This window comes from Clostridium sp. MF28, assembly GCF_002969175.1.
Taxonomy (GTDB): domain Bacteria; phylum Bacillota; class Clostridia; order Clostridiales; family Clostridiaceae; genus Clostridium; species Clostridium beijerinckii.
In genome coordinates, this window is record NZ_CP014331.1 from 948302 (window position 1) to 965618 (window position 17317).

Below are 17317 nucleotides of genomic sequence, written 5' to 3' on the forward strand. Positions count from 1 at the left end.
TGTTCCAATTAATCTATTATGTAATATTTATTATACAGTTCTAATACTCTCTATTATGCTTGGTATCTCCTCATAGCTTTCTATCCATATTATATTTATTCCTAACTGTTCGAAGAACTTTTCCTGCAAATCATTATTTATAATATTAAATGACTTAAGAATATCATTTTTTATTTCAATACCATCAGAAGAAGTCTTGATATCATCTTTTTTCATAATCGCATAATGTTTCTTCAACTTATTTTTTCTATTACTTATTGATAAAAGCCGTCTTAAGTTAGGGTCCGTTAATGATAGTCCAATCATTAATGTAGTATTCTCTCTTAAAAAATTTAATTGAGTTATATTTGCCCATGAGTAGGGATCATTATATAAACTATGATATCCTTCTTCTGAAAACACCAATAATCCTTCAGATAGTTGTTCATATTTATCTGGATTACGAGGTAAAAATCCATGTACATGATAAATTCCTAATTTATCTGACGTTGTATACTCAAATTCACTATATAACGAATTATACTCAATATGATATTTATTAAAATTATCCTCTAACAAATCATCAAAATTATATGTAACAACTGCTTGAACTCCAACACCATTTCTTTTAGGTACACATAACTTAGAAATGCTACTTAATAGTTGCGAAGTACCATTATTATTGTTGATATTTTTATAAAGTAAATTAGATATATTTTCTTCAAATGACTCTCCTAATGCAGCCTTGATAAAAGCGGCTTGCAATAATGGAGATGCATCATTTATTTCTTTCATCTTACTTAAAAGGAAATCAGTTTCTTGTTGACTTACTTTAATATCTTTTTTTTCTAAAGTATTTTTTATCATAAGTATTAATAAATCAGATATTAAATCATTCCAATCACTTATCCCCGCATCCTTAGATACTCCTGCCCCTAAAAATAGAACTAATTCATCTCTTTTATAAATTTCTTTAAGTTGGTTTATCCTGTCATCTCTTATCTTTTTCCAACTATCATTATTCTTATTCAATGCACCAGCAACTACATCATTTACTACAAATTCAGCAATTTTAGAAAAGTCACCATCTTTTAAGTAATTAAACTTATCATCAATTTTACATAATTCATCTAACCCCCATACTTTTATAGGATAGTTTATTATCTCTGCAAATCTTTTTTCTAAATCCGTCTTTTCTTTCCCTGTAAATGTACTTCCAAATATAAACAATATACTTTTGACAGGTGATACATGGTATTCTAATCCTCTTTTTAACCTTTCTGAAATTTTTTTAATTGAAAGAAAATAATTTCTTTTATCTCTATATAGCTTAACATCTACTACAGTTTGTCCTTCTAATCCATCAATTCCTTCCGGTATAATTGCATCAAACTCATAGAAATTATCAACTTTAACATATTTATTTAAAAGTAATTTATTTTCTTCTTCTAGCTTTTTATCAATAGCATTCAAAACTAATGATTCAAAATAATATCCATTATTGATCAAATTCCTATTATTAATCATGTTTTTATTAGTATTATCCATATTAGTGCCACTCTTCCTTTTTATAATTCATTATTAAGTTCAAAAAACTTTTAATTTTTCCATTATATACATACTCATTACTAGCGTAATAACTATTTAAATAATATCGTGTCTCATTCTTCACAATCATTAAATACTATATATTTATTTTCATGAAGTTTATTATATATACCAAAATAGTATTTGAGTTATTGGCCTCTCTAGTTATATGATTAAAGATAAAATTTACGTATTGACTATATTTATCCTCTAATAACATTTCAATAATTTTAACAATAAATTTATTATAATTTTTATCAATTTCTTCTAAAGTTAAATTATTATTATATTCAGAAATAAATTTTAAATTTGTTTTATATGGTGAATCTGTAAATACGCTTTTCAACAATTCATCTTTATCAATCACCTTTTTTCTATTAAGAAACTCTCTTAAATCAGTTCTTATTTGATCTGAAAATGGAAGTTCTATAACATTTTCATCACTTTTATTTATACTTGGCGTTGCAATGCATTTATATTCATAATTTGATTGCATACACCTATGATTAAAAATTATTGCTAAAATTAAATCATATAGTATAATTAATTCGTTTTTCTTAAAATGATTCTGTCTCTTAGTTATATGAAATGCTTTTGATTTTGCACATATATAGTAATTACCTTTTATTTCTCCAAGAAGTATTTCATCTATTCTGTGTGCTAAAATATGTTTTTCATAATTCTTATTTTTTAAAGTTACACAATAATTTTCAAAGGCATCTAACTTAATTATTTCATTGTTAAATTCTTGAATAGTATCACTCTCTAATTTTTCTATGATAAAATAAATATTATTTTCTTTTAATTCATTAAAATTATAAATTTTCTCTTCTTCATTTATATTAAAATAATTATTAAACTTAAACTCTTTTAATATATTTCCATATTTATTTTCAACATCTTTCACCCTATAGGAATAATGGTTTGCTATCATATATATTTTTATAATAACACATTTAATTTCTTCTGTTTCAGAGTTGTTATCTAATAGTTTATCAATTAATTTTTTTAATGTATTTTTTACGCATATGTTAACTAATCTATTAAATTCTCGCCTATAACTTTCTTTAATACTATTTCTATTTATAGTTAATGTTTTTTCAGCATCCTTACCTAAAATATTAATTGAAAAATCAATAAATTTATATACATCATATTCTCCTCTGTATTTATGCCCAATTACTTCTGTCGTTACAAATTTATTTTTGAAAAATACAGATTGACAATATTTATTAAAACTATAGTCATCTTCACCAAAATTTTCATTTTTAATTCTAGGTTCTAAAATAGAAATTTTGCAGATACTCATTGTTTCTTCATCATAAAATTCAAATTTAATATTTCCATATGTATCTCCAAAACTACCTTCTTTCAAATCAAGAAAATATTCATTAAATATACTTTTATATTCCATAATTTTTTCTCGTTTTCCATTTTCTTTTTCTGACACTATTTCTACTGGAATATAATCATTGATTTGATTTCTAGCCCTAAAGGCAGGTGCTGCTCTTTCTCTTCGTATATTATCAAACTTTCCTTCAAGTACTGGAATAATTAATTCAGCCTTGGGTATAGTTTTATAATGATAATTGGAACACCCTAAATCATTAATATCAATTTTATCCGAATCTATTTTTATTATTATTTTTGTTCCACGCTTAAAATACTTATTGTAATCTTCTACAATAATATATCCGTCGCCATCACTTCCATTTTCTAATATAATTTTTTTAGGTAATTCATTATCTGCTTTAGTAATAATTTCAAAACTATTTGTTATTAAAAATATAGATTGTAATCCTAATCCAAATGCTCCTGATGGCTTTAACCATTCTGGCATTGTTTTAATTATTTCTTTTTTCCTATGATTAATTTTATTTCCTATTTCTTTAAAACATAATAAATCATTATTATTTATTCCAGTCCCATAATCTCTTATCTCAATTACTGCTTCATTCTTTTCATTAATGTATATTTTTCCATCAATTTTATAATCTAGTATCTTCTTTAATTTATCATCATAAGGTTTCATATCATTATTAAAGACATCACTTGATTCATAATGATTTTCCTTCCAAAACTGAATTAATGTAGCATCAATAGAATTTTGCACAATTTCCCGTAAACATGCAAATTTATCCTTATATATATTAGCACCCTGCAATAATTCGATGGCTCTATTAGTTTTAATCGTAAATTTTAATTCTGAAAATTCTACCCATTTTTTACTTCCATTTATCAATAAATCTTTTCTTTTTATTCTTGGAGCCATTCCAAAATTTTTAGGTACTAATTCACTCCATTCCATAGATACAAATTCTATTATCTCATCAATCCATTTAACCCATTCTCTCATTATCCTATATACTTTAATATCATTGGTATCTGATATTATTTCTATGCCATCCTCTTCAACTAAAAAATGTTTTATTGATTTATGTTTTTTCAAATGCAGTGCAGAGCCCTTTGATAACGGCGTAACTGTTTCTAATAAATACTCATTATATCTATCAGTATCTAGATCTAATAAATCCCCTAAGCATAACATTGATGCTATAAATCTTGGATGCATATAATCATTAACTATTCCATTTGTTTTATACGGTAATCTCTTTATATTCCTACTATCCTCTTGATGTAATTTACATATTTCACTTAGTACCTCTACAAATCGAATGCCAATACTTCTTTCAAATTGCGTATTTTTTACGAGTTTATCCTTAATAAATGCTGCACTTCTATTAGCATGTCCACTTCTGAAATGATTTTGTATAATAATTATAATATCATTATATATTTCTATAGAACTGTCATACGCTTTTTCTTTGTCCTCTGAATATTTTCCCTCAAAATTAAGTAATCTTTTTGCAATATTTTTCAATTCACCTTTATCATTAATAGATATATTTATCAATTCTTCTTTATATTTAGGACTTTTAAAATAATTATATACTTGCTCATGTTGCAACGCCATTCCCAAGTCATGACAATAAAATGACATTAATAACATCCACGTATCTGAAATACTTAATTTTTCAATTCTTTCCTCTCCTAACAATCGCTCAATTTGTGTACAAATCGTTTTAGAGTGAGTTGCATTATGTAAACTAAAATGCGGAAAATAAACTGAAACATTCTCTAATGTTCTAGTTATTTCCCTTTTTAACTCTATCCAAATTTCATATAATTCTTTATTATCTTCATTTTCAAATGAAGATTTTTTCAAATGTTCTTCCAGTGTCATATTTCAAAACCTCACTATAAGTTAATTACAACTATTAATTTTCAATTGATAATTATAAACATTATATAAGAATACAATATCATTATCTATAAGACTATATAACCCATTATAATCTATTTTTTTCATACATGGAATAATTATCTAGTTTAATAAAGGATAAATATAGTAAAATTTGTTTATACTAACAAATTATAAATCTCTTAAATATTTCTTTCTAACTCATATTGCTAATATATATTTTCTCTAATTCTTCATTTAAATAATTTTCATCTACTTATGTAATAACTGAAATTTATCCATATATCCTTTATGAAAAAAAAGTAAAGGAGGTAATGAAACATGGCTGTAACTAAAACTATTGACTCTGTTTCTCTAAGTATTGAAGTTCAAAAAGCTCTAGACAAGGCCGGCGATCCAATTTATACCAAGAAAACTTTCTCAGGTATAAAAACAGATGCTACACCTGAAAATGTCTATGCTATTGCTGATGCAATTAAAGGTGTATTAGAAGCTAACACTAGAGATTACTTTATTAATGAATCTTCTAGTTTAGCAAATGCTTAGGATCTTATTCTTAAACAATATTGTAGGAAACTCGACTCACATTCGTTCGCTGGATACTCACAGAGTAAGCGATCATAATCAAATCACGATTTGGATGCCTGCTTAACTGATTCACACCGAATCATAGATTCGGGTTCTCTACTTAAAGATTGGGGGGAAATTAAATGGACTATACTTTAGCTATGACTTTTTTAACTTCTGCTGGTGAAAAAAGCACTTTAAGTGTTTCTGGTGTTAAAACTACTCTTACAAAAGATGAAGTTAACGCACTTATGGACACTATAATTTCAAAAAATGTTTTTAAAACTAAGGCTGGCGATCTAGTTAAGAAATCCGGTGCTCAGGTTACTCAAAGACAAGTTACTAAATATGAAGTAGCTTAGTTTTAGGTAAAATTATAGAAGCTTCCCATTCTTTGATATGGAGAGCTTCTATTTTCTATTGAATATGTTTTATTTTACCTTGGAACCTGAATCACTTACTAGTAACCCATATACATTTTCCTTATTTGTTCTAACCTATCTGTTGTAATTTACTCATCCACCAATCTTTATCAAAATATATAGGCCTAACTGGAATCATAACGATATATTCATTGTTTGCTTCTATAATTTTGGATGTTCCTGTATATACTAAATCTATATACAAATTAAATGGCTTAACTTTCCCTTGAACTTTATTTTCAAATTCATTAATATATTCATTAATTCTTTCATTGCCAAATCCTTCAAAATAGGAAAGAGCATTCTACCTCCACCAACCATTTCCCACCATTCTATAAAAGGTCGCCATGCATTTTTACAACATTCCTTTAATTCATAGTATGGAAAATCTGAAAAGTCAGGTGGATTAAACATATTATCCCAATGGTCAAATCTTTGTTTTGAAATAACCTTTTCCCCTCTACCTTTAATCATATTATTAAGCCATTCGCTTCATTGTTCTTTTAACAAAGGTAATTGTTTATGACATTTGTTACTAAAATACTTTGAAGGCCATAACCTATTTTCACCTTCTATATTATCAATATCTATTAATCCATATAGGCAACCAGTAAAAAGAGCAAAGTTTAATGCCATATCACTAGATACTACTATCTTCCATGATTCAGTTCCTTCTTTATACATATTATAATTCTCCTTAACTATACTAGCTCATCACGTCTTACCATTATAAATCAATTATAACATATATTGTTTATTTCTCTTTGACCTTAGTATTAAATTTAAATTATACTAATTACGAAAAAATGGACTTTTTGCGATTTATATTATCGCTTTGTTATTTTCTTATAATTAATGTATAGAATATTAAAATCGTGTCAATAGTTAAAATACGTTTCCTATTCTTAATAAATATAGAGATAGCTAATCATTATTCTCCTAATATTTTTCGCTATCTCTATTTTTTTTGTAAAAAATAAAAGGTAGGCTAAGTATTTTTGCCTAATCTACATTTATTACAGCTTTTATTTTTTCATGCATTAGTATTAACAAATGTTATTCATATATTTTTTCTTGTTTTAATTTGAAAATTTCTTCAACTGCTTTCTTATAACCACCGGATTCTTTAAAAGAATCACTTATTTTTCTCATATTTTCAAGATAACTTGGATCAGTTAAAACTTTCTCAACAGATTCCCTTAAAATTTCTGGATTAATATTATCCTTATCAAGAGAAATAGTTGCACCTAATTCTTCAGCTCTTTTTGCCATATATGGTTGATCCGCACCTATAGGTATTGCTACAAAAGGCACATTGTTATACAATAAGTCACTAGTACTATTCATCCCAGCATGAGTTATTGCTACATTAGTATACTTTAAAACCTCTGATTGAGGAACATAATTTCTTACAATAAAGTTATTAGGTATATCAAATTTAGATAAGTCTATATTATATGCTGACATTACAACAACTTCATCAGTATTACCAAATGTTTTAAAGAATATATCATATAGATTGCTGTCAGTATTATTAAACACTGTACCTAGTGAAATATAAACAACTTTCTTTCCCTTTAATTTTTCAAAAGGAAAATCTAAATTTTCTTTTCTATCATAGATTGGTGGACCTATAAATTTAAAGCTATCATCATAATATTCTGGATGTGCAACAAAATATTTAGAGGTATATGCAATATTTATATCACCCTTATTAAAAAATAAATCAAAGATATTATGGGACATTTCCACATTAAATTCTTCTTTTAATTGTCTTGAAACTTTTTTATAAGTCTCTATAACTGGATGATTTTTTATTAAATTTCCATTCATTAATTCTTTGTGTTGCACCCTTAATTCTTTAGGAGTTGCAAACACTGCAAATGAAGAAACTGAATGTATTTTCAGTATTTGAGCAATGATATTTCCAAAAGGGAACATGGCCGTATACATAATATAATCGAATTTTTTGCCTTCAATTTGATTTAAAATATCTTTTATAATTCTATCACTTGATTTAAGCGTTTCATTTATATAATCAAGAAGTTTATCTGGCCCCATATCATTAGAAGTCTTATGTTTTCTTTTAAAAAGGCTCAATTCCACTCTATAACTTTTAAATTTGGCACCTGTTTTTTCAATTTTTTCTTTAAAATCTTCTGAGCAGAAATATGTAATTTCTTCTCCTTGTTTTACTAATTCATTTACTAATCCCAATGTAGGATTTATATGTCCATGCGCAGGTATACTTAAAAAAAGTACTTTTGACATAAATCAACTTCACTTCCATTCTTTATATTTACACTTACATATTCTCATAATACTCATAGTAATTAAATAGCATTTTCTCTAAACGTCCAAATCCACACATTAAATGTAAATTCCTCGGTATTAAGTTTAGATCTTCAATAGTTAAACTCAATTTATTCTTAAAGTACTTTACTTATCCATTCTTCTTTCACTAATTTTTTCGAAGAATTCCAACGACTTACCAATACCTAGTGCAACACAATCTAATGGGAATTCATTTATGTGTACTGGCATATGAGTAACATTGCTAATTAGAATGTCCAGTCCATCTAATAATGCTCCACCACCAGCAAGCATTATTCCGTTTTCCATTATATCTGATAATAATTCAGGCGGAGTCTTCTCCACTGTTCTTTTGATAGTACTTATAATAGCTTCCACTGGTTCTGCCAAAGCCTCTATAATTTGTGTTTCTGTTACAGAAATAGTTTTAGGAAGACCTGATATCAAATCTCTACCCTTTATCTCCATACTCTTTTCTCGATCAGCAGTTTTGAACGCTGAACCTAAGGTCATCTTAATAGCCTCAGCAGTCCTTTCTCCAATAAATAGATCACATTCTTTTTTGATATAGCTAATAATTGCTTGGTCCATTTCATCACCTGCTATTCTTAAAGAATTACTTGTAACTATTCCATCTATAGATATTACCGCAACCTCAGTAGTACCACCGCCTATATCAACTATCATACTTCCCTTTGGCTCATCTACTGGAAGTCCCGCTCCAATTGCAGCAGCCATGGCTTCTTCCATCAAAACAACTTCTCTTGCTCCAGCCTGCTTAGTAGCATCGTCTATTGCCATTTTCTCTACTTCTGTGACTCCAGATGGGTAACATGCAATTATCCTTGGAGATACAAAGGCACTTTTATTTATTATTTTTTGAATAAACATTTTTATCATGGTTTGAGTTACATCAAAATCTGAAATCACACCATCTTTTAAAGGTCTAATAACAACTATATTTCCAGGCGTTCTACCTATCATTTTTTTTGCTTCTTCCCCAACTGCTAGAACCTTCTTTGTACCACTGTTAATTGCGACAACTGAAGGCTCTCTTAAAACTATACCTTTTCCCTTTAAATAAACTAAAGTATTTGCCGTTCCTAAATCTATTCCTATATCTTTTGATATTCTAAACAAACCCATATATGGTCTCCTTTCAAATTTACAAGATGTCTTTTTCTTTTAAACTTATATCTAATGTTTTTTTCCAGTAATACTATAGTAGAGCATATCTATAGCTAATAACTTATTGCATTACTTAAGTCTGTGAGTGACTCTAATATCACAATAGCTTTGAAATGAATCTATAAAAATTAAACCTTGCAAGATTTAATTGTAAATACAAGAATATTACTTGTTCAATAATCTACTATGCTTATAATAATTCTCATTTAAATTTATTTCTTATATGGATATAAGCTAATTTCAGCGTTTCTATTTTATAATTTTTCAACAAATTTCTTTTATATTTTTTTCATATTTTTTTAGTTTTTTTCATACTTTTTATTATTTATATTATATAATTATTATATTTAGCTTCCCTTTGTAGCTATTGTTAATTAAAGGTATTCAAGCTTAATTTAAAATTTTTCTCACTTAACATGCCAATAATCTTTAATCTATTATGAAAAACAACTTTATTTAGGTTTGTTAATGATTCTAAGGAGTTAATTATGACTAATAAATTAGAAAATATTCTAGAAAAAGAAGATATACAATTTGTATGTGACATAATGTCTAAAACTTTCATGTTACCTATTCATTTCTTAGACAAAAATGGAGATGTTTTATTTGAATCCGCAGAAAGATTTGTACATAATCCTGTATTTCCATGTAAGACCGATGTATTCAATAGTTTAATTGAGAATAATGAGATTTATAATTTTCCTATTTTAAAAATTAATAGCTTCTATGAAACTTTTTTTTATATCTCAATAAAAGACTATAAAAGCTTTATAGGTACCTTCATAGTAGGTCCATCTTTATCATCTAATCTTACATTAGAAACTATTGACGAATTAATTTCTGATTTTAACCTTCCAATTACATATAAAAAGAAATTTTTCAATTACTATAATCAACTTCCCGTGATAAACACTAGTACATTATTAAACTTCAGCTTGGTGTTATATTACTCCATATATAAAACCAAGCTTGATATAGATACCATAAAGGAAAAAAATTCTACATTAGAACATAACATCCCTCAAATGCACAATCTTTTGAACTTAACTTTATCTGAAACTCGTAAGAATAATACGTTCCATATTCCTTATAAGTATGAGCAATTATTGTTTCTTCTTATTAAAGAAGGTGACCAAAATAAGCTATTAGATTTCCTGTACAGTCCGCCAAGTGGAGAAAAGGGAACTTTATCAAAACGAAGCCCTTTACGCCATTTTAAAAACGAATTTATATATGCTTGTACAATAGCCTATCGTGCTGCTATTGATGGTGGCGTTAATTCTGAAGTTGCTTATGCTCTTAGTGTTCAATATACACAACATATGGAAGAGTTAAAAAACGTTCAAGATGTTCAAGATTTAAGATTGAAAATGTTTTTAGATTTTACAAACATGTCTTATATTGCTAAAAATAAACCACGATATTCAAAATATATAACTAAATGTCAAAACTTTATTTTCAGCCATATATATGAAGATATTACACTTTCACAATTGTCAAAAGCCGTTAATTTGAATCCTAATTATCTATCAGGATTGTTTAAGAAAGAAGTAGGAATGACAATAAGTAACTATATTCAAAAAGAACGGATTGAAGAGGCAAAGAAATTATTGATTTTAACTGATAATTCCTTATCTGAAATATGTACACTTCTGAATTTTGGAGCTCAAAGCTACTTTTCAACCATTTTTAAAAGGTTCACAGGAGTTACTCCAAAAGAATATAGACATTTGAATAAAATAACTTAAGTGCTAATTAAACTGAAACTCATAAAAAATGCTATTGTAGGTCTAATACAAACCATGCAACAGCATTTTTTATACTATTAGTTCAAAGTGATTAACAGTACCAGATTACTAATTTTTAATATTCACTTAATTTCAATCAATATTTTATTACTCCCCAATTTTTCTTCTTATAAACTCTATTCCTTTTTGAAATACCATTGTCTTAATGTTTATCTTTGTTTCACCACTAGGTACTGTGTATTTTTGCTCTAATACTCTAAAATATCCTAAGTCTACAAACTGTTGATACGGAATATTGTTTTTATCCAAAACTTTCTTTTCTCTTAAGAGTGAGAATAAATTGTTTCTTCCCATTCCTCTTATAGCAAGGACCTTTGCAACATGTCCCACTTCAATGCTATCTTTAGATCCTGCAACATCATCATAAAATTGTCCTTTAGGCTCTAATATCTTCACCTTATTTTCGGCTTCCAGCCTTGCTTTTCTCTCTTCTTTTAACTTAGTCGCTGCAGCAATAAGTAAATCAGGATTATCTAATAATTCATCTGTAGCGTACATTCCTGTTTTTCGTATGCTAGGCAATACTTCATCAAAAATCCATGCTTCAAATTTCTCTGCTCCAGGCAATTCTGATTTGGCTGCTAACCTGTAAATATCCCCTTCAGGAATGACACTCATTTCTATATTTTGAATAACATCTGTTCCATCTCTCCTCTTTCCAGTAACTACCCCTATGTCGTGTTTCACGACACCCTTGCAATGCCTTAAAATTGCATCTCTTGGGTTTTTATATCCCAAAGCTTTTGCTATATCAATCCCAACTGCATAATCCTTATTATTAATTTTTAACCATCTTATTTCTCCAAATCTTTCATCTTTAAAAATTCGTAAACTCTCCATTTTTGTTTATCCCCTTTTTATAGATTTAATCTTGACCTAACGCCTTTTTGCACTCACTACAGACAAGTGCATCTCTAAATTTTGAAATACCTTTATCATTTCCACAAAAGATGCAGCCTTTACTGTATTTCCTAACAACTACCTCATTATCAACCTTAATTATTTCCATAGAATCTCCATCATTAATTCCTAGTACATTTCTTATTTCTTTTGGTATTACAATCCTTCCAAGTGGATCTAGCTTTCTCACTATTCCTGATGCTTTCATTTTTACATTCTCCTCTACAAAATTATTTTCTTTTATATGATTAAATCATTTCTTGTATATCTCAAATTTTATATATTTATTAAGCCATCATAACCACAATATATTGTGATGATTTCTTGCCTTGAATTACTCTTGTCTTTTCTTCTAATATCTTTATTTTCTTTTCTAAAATTAGATTTTCAGGCACATGAGAGAAAATAACAAATCCAAAATGCCATGATTATTTTTCATCAGGCAAGGAAGTAGATTGGTCTCATAGCGGGCCTATTAGGGCAATCTACTGATGTAGCATGATGGGAAATAGGCTTGGTAGATGGACTGATTATTTTTTTGAATGTGCCTTATAACCGAGCTTAATGTTCTCTCCAGTAAGCTTTATATTTTCATTGATAATTTCCTCAATAGCTTTTTTATCCATATCTAAACACTCCTTAAATTTTCTTAATTTCTAGTCAAAATTTTGAACTATTTAACCCCATAGTTGTTGTGTATTGAATTTATCTTAATCTATAATTATAGATAAACATATTTACAAAGTTGCTAAAACTTTAAGTTCGTATCTTCACTAGAAATCATAAATATATTTGTGGAGAAAACATTTGAAAATGAGCTGTTAAAGGTTCTTAGCTATAGGTTGTTCTATTTTAGCTTGTCAAACTGAAAGTTGGAGCATGCTAAAGTGGATACAACCTGCTGCTTAGAACCTTCAGCGATATTTTCATAGCTTTTCGGAATCAAAATATTTATGATTTCGGTAAGTTTCCACTTAAGTTTAGTTTTAAAGTGGGATATATATATTTTGTGCTGAACTTATTTTAATCTAAAGTTATTGTGTATGTCTTTCTCAATTTCCACCACATAGTCCTTACTCATCTCATAAATTCTTGAGCCAACAGCTTCATCAAAGTTTAGTAATCTTTCAATGCTAAATTCACTGCTTACTATGATTGGCAGAAAGTTTAAATATCTATAATTAATGATTTCAAAGACTATGTTTATATCACTTTCATTGATCTTGCCCTTAAAGAGATCATCAATAAGTAAAACTTCACATAGCTTATACTTTGAGATAGTATTAACATAATATTCTTGGTCAAGGATGTTTTGTTTAATCTTAGTAATTACATCTCTATAAGGCATGTACACAACTTTAATCTTCTGCTTTAACAAATTTAATCCAATGGCAACACTGAGATGAGTTTTGCCACTTCCTACCTGACCACAAAGTAGAATGCTATTTCTTCTTCTATTTCTAATTTCATCAAAATTAGTGCAATAAGCTGCTGATGTATCCTTTGCTCTTTCTGATGCTCTATTCCACACCTTAAAATTAGCAAAAGTATGCTTTGTCATTTCAACATTAATTCCTGAATTCTTCCATTCATTTTTTACCTTCTCAATTTCTCTACACTCACAGCTAACTGCAAGTGGTTGCCTATTTTCTTGTGGAATAAGTACCCACCCAGTATCACAGCATTTATCACACTTATATGAGGTTTTCTTCAGCTTTTTTTCGCTGCTCACCAGTAAGGCTTCGTGGTTCCTTTGGTTTGAATCCTGCAAATTTGTTTTTATCTGGGTTACTATTCTTTCCATAGCTTCTATTGACATTTTTCTCTACCTCCTTGTCATCTGGATATCCTTCTCTTCTCCAATTTTTCAATATGCCATCAATGTAGGTCATATTAGGTTTATTAGCTTTTAATGCTATATCTATAGCCATCTTTACATATTCTTGACCATGCACCCCTATAGCTAACTTAAGTGCGCCTAAATTAAGAACATTAGGTATTCCAGCTATTAGTTCACAATACTTAGCAAGTTCAATAGATTTAGAATTTATATCATCTTCTTTCTTTATCTCTCTATCTTTATTATTCTCATTCTTAATCTTGTTCTTATTCTCTCTCTTATTCTGCACCGTTACAGTAACGTTACTTTTATCATCTGTAACGTTACAAGATTTTTTTGTAATGTTACACATATCATTTGTAACTTCAATGCTATATTCTTTACTTTCAGCACAGCTATGTTCTTCAATTTCAACACTAGTTTCCTCACTTTCATTAACTACAGCTTCAAGTTGTTTTTTCTTTTCTCTATGGTTTTGAACTCTTTTTCTATTTTGATCTCTAACTCTGTCCATTCCCTCAACATTTTGGTGTCTTTCCCAATTCACTATTCTGATTACGTTATTATCAGCTATCTCGATCATTTGAAATTCTGATAATACTTTAAGTGCAAGTCTTATAGAAGCTAGAGGCCTTGAGAATATTGTAGATAACATTTCATCAGTATATGGGATATTCTCATTTAGATATATAAGTCCATTAGCATTAGTTTTGCCAGCTTGTATAAGTAATCTTATCCATAAATAATGAATAGTATCTCTCTCTGGCATTGCATCCACTAATTTCATCTTTTCATCATCATGCATGTTAGTAGATAACTTAATCCATTTAATATCTGACATGTTTCTCACACTCCTCTAAAAGAAATACTTTAAGCCTTTCCAATCAGCTCCATGAGGGCATTAGCCCTCTCAATAATTTAATTTCTCTGAATAAATTTATCTGTATTAATGTCTTCTAAATACGCCCTTTGCATTTCATCACTTAACCTTCCCCATTTTGAAAGCATATTTCTTATTACTGTTCTTTTAGCCATAGCCTTATAATCATTATTCCATCTTGGATCTCCCTTAAAGGAATTATTCTTAAATGTATCCATATTATCTTTGCTCCAATAAACATATTTTCTAAATCCATTTACCATCTCAAAATATCCTGCATACCCTATAACTGCATTTGACTTTTTAGCTGAAACATCTATATCAAATTCTTCAGTTAATGGATTCCATGATTTTAGCTGCCCTTCATAAACTTCAATTACATTTATGGCTTTATACTCCCCAGTTCTAAGTAATAATTGAATATATCCCTTATATCCAAGCTGAAAACTTGCTTTCTTTTTATAAGGAATAATCCAGACATACTCCAAATTTTTATCGATAGATAAATCTAAGGAAGCTGAAATCATACATGCATCAATTATTGATCTAGGCTCACATTCAATAAGCAGAGAACCCAAATCTGCGCTTTGGTGTGAATCGCTTGCTCCTATGGCATTAGGTATAGGAGTTTCCTTAACTAAATTTATTATTGAATTTATATACTCAAAAGCTTTATCTTTTAAAACTTCTGTAAACTTTGACTTTATCTCATCACTATTTATTAAATTTTTAAATATAGTTTCTTGAACATTTACTGTGCTTTGCTCTTTTTCAATCAATTGATTTTTTAAGCTGCTATTAGTTGCCATAAACACAACACCCTCTCTTTATTTAGATGAATAATTAGCTTAATATGTTTTATCATTAACTAACTAGAAATCTCCTTAATTTCAAATCTTCTGCTCATAGACTGTTTGCAAACCTCTTTATAAATCTCAGGATATTTTTCTTTTAAAACTTTACTATCTATTCTGTTTGAAGTTACTCCCTTCCAAATTACTTGGAACTTTTCCACAATTCCTTTTTCAGCATTTCCAATCTGATTTTTTAGATTGTTTTCTATAACTTTAAGAGATTCATCTAGAACCTTCATTTGATTTTTTATGTTTAAATATTCATTTATCTTGTCCTTATATTCTGCCTTCAAGCTAACTTCTAAAGTTTTATCTATACTCTTAAAAGTCTTGCTTAAATATTTACTAGCAGCTTCACTTCCATCAAGCTTTGGTGGAATTCTTTTTTGAACATGATTAAGCCAAAAATCTTTTTCAGCTTCAACTATCATAGAAATTAATTCTTCATCACGTTTAATCTCTTTATACACAAACCTTTGTCCACCTATTAATGCCGCTATATAACAAGTATCAGCACCCAAGACCTCCATATAATGCTGACATTGAAGTATGTGACTAGGTGGAATTTCTTCACCATCCCATTCCTTTGCTCTAAAGGCATTCACCGTTGTACATTCCAGCAGCGAATTTTCACCAACAATTCTTCTATCAATATTACCCATCATGAATTCATGAGTCTTATGAACTAACTGCCTTTTATCCTTCCTTACCTTCTTGCCACTCCTTATTGAAAATTCTCTTGCCACAACTTCCTCTAAGGTATTCCCAAAGTAAGATGATTCACCAGACTCCTTCACTTCTCTTATTTCTTCTGTCTTGTCCACATAAACTTCAAAAGGACTTTTCCATTTGTTAACTCCCATAATAGCTCCAACATCAGAACCTCCAATTCCCTTTTGCCTTTCCTTAAGCCATTGTAATTTATCCATTCCCTTCACCTCTCAATGAAACACTCTAAATTAAAATTAATTTCCACTAAAATCATCAAGTCTAATGATTTTATTTTTATCTACATGTTTAAAAATTTGAAAACTGTACATAACTATAATTAGTTATCTGTTCGTCCCACGCAACACTTGGTTTAAAAAATTAAACACTTTAAAAAAAGTGCGTAGCACAACCAAGAACAATTCACCTTTTAAAAGAAGCAGCTATGCTGCAACTAAAATCATTTCCACCTTTTGAAAAAGTGCAAAGCACAATCAGGAATTTTTCACCTTGTAAAAAAAGCAACTACACTGTAACTAAGATCAATTCGCCTATGAAAAGGTGCATTGCACAATAACAACTTTTCATCTTATAAAAAAGCAGCTATACTGTAACTAAGATCGATTCACCTATGAAAAGGTGCATAGCACAATAGCAACTTTTCATCTTACAAAATGCGCTCCTATATAAAACGAGCATGAAACACAAGTATAAACTTTTAATCAAAATTAATGTAATTTTATCTTTAATAATTAATAGTTATAAGCTGTTAACTTAAAAATATATACTTTCTGTAATTAATTTTTTTATCATCGCAATACTTAATTATATTTGTAATAACCTTTATTCCTGCTTTACTATTTCCATTTGCTATTCGCCATATGGTACTTGGTGCTAAATCAAGATTCCGAGCACATTTATTGAAGTTACCATCAAACTGCTCATTAACAAATTTTTTAACTGATTCTTTTGTTGTATTCATATATTAACCTCCAATTCTCCTTATGCA

Annotated in this window: 17 protein-coding genes; 3 read left to right on the plus strand and 14 right to left on the minus strand. The window is 28.4% G+C overall.

Going from position 1 to position 17317, the window contains the following annotated elements:
* Window positions 1-30 precede the first annotated feature (30 nt).
* Together AXY43_RS04055 and AXY43_RS04060 are read right to left on the minus strand one after the other, a co-directional pair.
* Window positions 31-1527, minus strand: coding sequence for an SIR2 family protein (locus AXY43_RS04055; protein ID WP_105411038.1), 1497 nt, complete (start codon window positions 1525-1527; stop codon window positions 31-33).
* A 136-nt stretch (window positions 1528-1663) separates the two neighbouring features.
* Window positions 1664-4810: an HD domain-containing protein gene (locus tag AXY43_RS04060; RefSeq protein ID WP_105411039.1), complete on the minus strand. Its 3147-nt coding sequence runs from the start codon at window positions 4808-4810 to the stop codon at window positions 1664-1666.
* A gap of 339 nt (window positions 4811-5149) precedes the next feature.
* Between AXY43_RS04060 and AXY43_RS04065 the strand changes: the two genes are divergently transcribed.
* Together AXY43_RS04065 and AXY43_RS04070 are read left to right on the plus strand one after the other, a co-directional pair.
* Window positions 5150-5374, plus strand: coding sequence for a DUF1659 domain-containing protein (locus AXY43_RS04065; RefSeq protein WP_039773565.1), 225 nt, complete (start codon window positions 5150-5152; stop codon window positions 5372-5374).
* 164 nt (window positions 5375-5538) lie between these two features.
* Entirely contained in the window at window positions 5539-5757 is a 219-nt protein-coding gene (locus AXY43_RS04070) for a DUF2922 domain-containing protein (RefSeq protein WP_105411040.1), read from the plus strand.
* Window positions 5758-5887: 130 nt separating this feature from the next.
* Here AXY43_RS04070 and AXY43_RS28385 read toward each other — a convergent pair whose 3' ends face one another.
* The 5 genes from AXY43_RS28385 to AXY43_RS04085 form a co-directional block, all read right to left on the minus strand.
* Window positions 5888-6022 carry a hypothetical protein gene (locus AXY43_RS28385; protein WP_278337365.1) on the minus strand — a complete coding sequence of 45 codons (135 nt, stop codon included), beginning with the start codon at window positions 6020-6022 and terminating at the stop codon, window positions 5888-5890.
* Complete coding sequence (locus tag AXY43_RS27545; RefSeq protein ID WP_242986235.1) at window positions 6013-6291, minus strand: hypothetical protein; 279 nt, start codon at window positions 6289-6291, stop codon at window positions 6013-6015. The genes AXY43_RS28385 and AXY43_RS27545 overlap by 10 nt, the downstream gene beginning before the upstream one ends.
* A gap of 18 nt (window positions 6292-6309) precedes the next feature.
* Window positions 6310-6501 (minus strand): hypothetical protein, encoded by a 192-nt coding sequence (locus tag AXY43_RS27550; RefSeq protein ID WP_242986233.1) that lies wholly within the window; start codon window positions 6499-6501, stop codon window positions 6310-6312.
* A 372-nt stretch (window positions 6502-6873) separates the two neighbouring features.
* A complete protein-coding gene (locus AXY43_RS04080; RefSeq protein ID WP_105411041.1) occupies window positions 6874-8088 on the minus strand; it encodes a macrolide family glycosyltransferase in 1215 nt (404 codons plus the stop codon).
* A 168-nt stretch (window positions 8089-8256) separates the two neighbouring features.
* A complete protein-coding gene (locus AXY43_RS04085; protein WP_105411042.1) occupies window positions 8257-9276 on the minus strand; it encodes a rod shape-determining protein in 1020 nt (339 codons plus the stop codon).
* 530 nt (window positions 9277-9806) lie between these two features.
* On the opposite strand from AXY43_RS04085, the gene AXY43_RS04090 reads away from it, so the two are divergent.
* The gene (locus tag AXY43_RS04090) at window positions 9807-11066 is read left to right on the plus strand and encodes a helix-turn-helix domain-containing protein (protein WP_105411043.1); all 1260 of its coding nucleotides are present in this window, start codon (window positions 9807-9809) and stop codon (window positions 11064-11066) included.
* Window positions 11067-11213: 147 nt separating this feature from the next.
* On the opposite strand, the gene AXY43_RS04095 is transcribed toward AXY43_RS04090, so the two are convergent.
* The 7 genes from AXY43_RS04095 to AXY43_RS04125 form a co-directional block, all read right to left on the minus strand.
* Complete coding sequence (locus AXY43_RS04095) at window positions 11214-11966, minus strand: phage antirepressor KilAC domain-containing protein (RefSeq protein WP_077868757.1); 753 nt, start codon at window positions 11964-11966, stop codon at window positions 11214-11216.
* Between the two features lie 25 nt (window positions 11967-11991).
* Window positions 11992-12234, minus strand: coding sequence for an AbrB/MazE/SpoVT family DNA-binding domain-containing protein (locus tag AXY43_RS04100; RefSeq protein WP_077868758.1), 243 nt, complete (start codon window positions 12232-12234; stop codon window positions 11992-11994).
* 810 nt (window positions 12235-13044) lie between these two features.
* Window positions 13045-13758, minus strand: coding sequence for an ATP-binding protein (locus AXY43_RS04105; protein WP_242986231.1), 714 nt, complete (start codon window positions 13756-13758; stop codon window positions 13045-13047).
* Complete coding sequence (locus tag AXY43_RS04110) at window positions 13721-14707, minus strand: phage replisome organizer N-terminal domain-containing protein (protein WP_105411044.1); 987 nt, start codon at window positions 14705-14707, stop codon at window positions 13721-13723. The genes AXY43_RS04105 and AXY43_RS04110 overlap by 38 nt, the downstream gene beginning before the upstream one ends.
* A gap of 77 nt (window positions 14708-14784) precedes the next feature.
* Window positions 14785-15555, minus strand: coding sequence for a recombinase RecT (locus AXY43_RS04115; RefSeq protein WP_105411045.1), 771 nt, complete (start codon window positions 15553-15555; stop codon window positions 14785-14787).
* Window positions 15556-15614: 59 nt separating this feature from the next.
* Window positions 15615-16529: a YqaJ viral recombinase family protein gene (locus AXY43_RS04120; RefSeq protein WP_105411046.1), complete on the minus strand. Its 915-nt coding sequence runs from the start codon at window positions 16527-16529 to the stop codon at window positions 15615-15617.
* A gap of 548 nt (window positions 16530-17077) precedes the next feature.
* Window positions 17078-17290 (minus strand): transcriptional regulator, encoded by a 213-nt coding sequence (locus AXY43_RS04125; protein WP_105411047.1) that lies wholly within the window; start codon window positions 17288-17290, stop codon window positions 17078-17080.
* Window positions 17291-17317: the final 27 nt, after the last annotated feature.

Excerpts from the sequence above, each read along its gene's own strand:
- AXY43_RS04055 (WP_105411038.1), bottom strand. The coding sequence starts at position 1,527 with ATGGATAATACTAATAAAAACATGATTAATAATAGGAATTTGATCAAT.
- AXY43_RS04060 (WP_105411039.1), bottom strand. The coding sequence starts at position 4,810 with ATGACACTGGAAGAACATTTGAAAAAATCTTCATTTGAAAATGAAGAT.
- AXY43_RS04065 (WP_039773565.1), top strand. The coding sequence starts at position 5,150 with ATGGCTGTAACTAAAACTATTGACTCTGTTTCTCTAAGTATTGAAGTT.
- AXY43_RS04070 (WP_105411040.1), top strand. The coding sequence starts at position 5,539 with ATGGACTATACTTTAGCTATGACTTTTTTAACTTCTGCTGGTGAAAAA.
- AXY43_RS27545 (WP_242986235.1), bottom strand. The coding sequence starts at position 6,291 with ATGATTAAAGGTAGAGGGGAAAAGGTTATTTCAAAACAAAGATTTGAC.
- AXY43_RS27550 (WP_242986233.1), bottom strand. The coding sequence starts at position 6,501 with ATGTATAAAGAAGGAACTGAATCATGGAAGATAGTAGTATCTAGTGAT.
- AXY43_RS04080 (WP_105411041.1), bottom strand. The coding sequence starts at position 8,088 with ATGTCAAAAGTACTTTTTTTAAGTATACCTGCGCATGGACATATAAAT.
- AXY43_RS04085 (WP_105411042.1), bottom strand. The coding sequence starts at position 9,276 with ATGGGTTTGTTTAGAATATCAAAAGATATAGGAATAGATTTAGGAACG.
- AXY43_RS04090 (WP_105411043.1), top strand. The coding sequence starts at position 9,807 with ATGACTAATAAATTAGAAAATATTCTAGAAAAAGAAGATATACAATTT.
- AXY43_RS04095 (WP_077868757.1), bottom strand. The coding sequence starts at position 11,966 with ATGGAGAGTTTACGAATTTTTAAAGATGAAAGATTTGGAGAAATAAGA.
- AXY43_RS04100 (WP_077868758.1), bottom strand. The coding sequence starts at position 12,234 with ATGAAAGCATCAGGAATAGTGAGAAAGCTAGATCCACTTGGAAGGATT.
- AXY43_RS04110 (WP_105411044.1), bottom strand. The coding sequence starts at position 14,707 with ATGTCAGATATTAAATGGATTAAGTTATCTACTAACATGCATGATGAT.
- AXY43_RS04115 (WP_105411045.1), bottom strand. The coding sequence starts at position 15,555 with ATGGCAACTAATAGCAGCTTAAAAAATCAATTGATTGAAAAAGAGCAA.
- AXY43_RS04120 (WP_105411046.1), bottom strand. The coding sequence starts at position 16,529 with ATGGATAAATTACAATGGCTTAAGGAAAGGCAAAAGGGAATTGGAGGT.
- AXY43_RS04125 (WP_105411047.1), bottom strand. The coding sequence starts at position 17,290 with ATGAATACAACAAAAGAATCAGTTAAAAAATTTGTTAATGAGCAGTTT.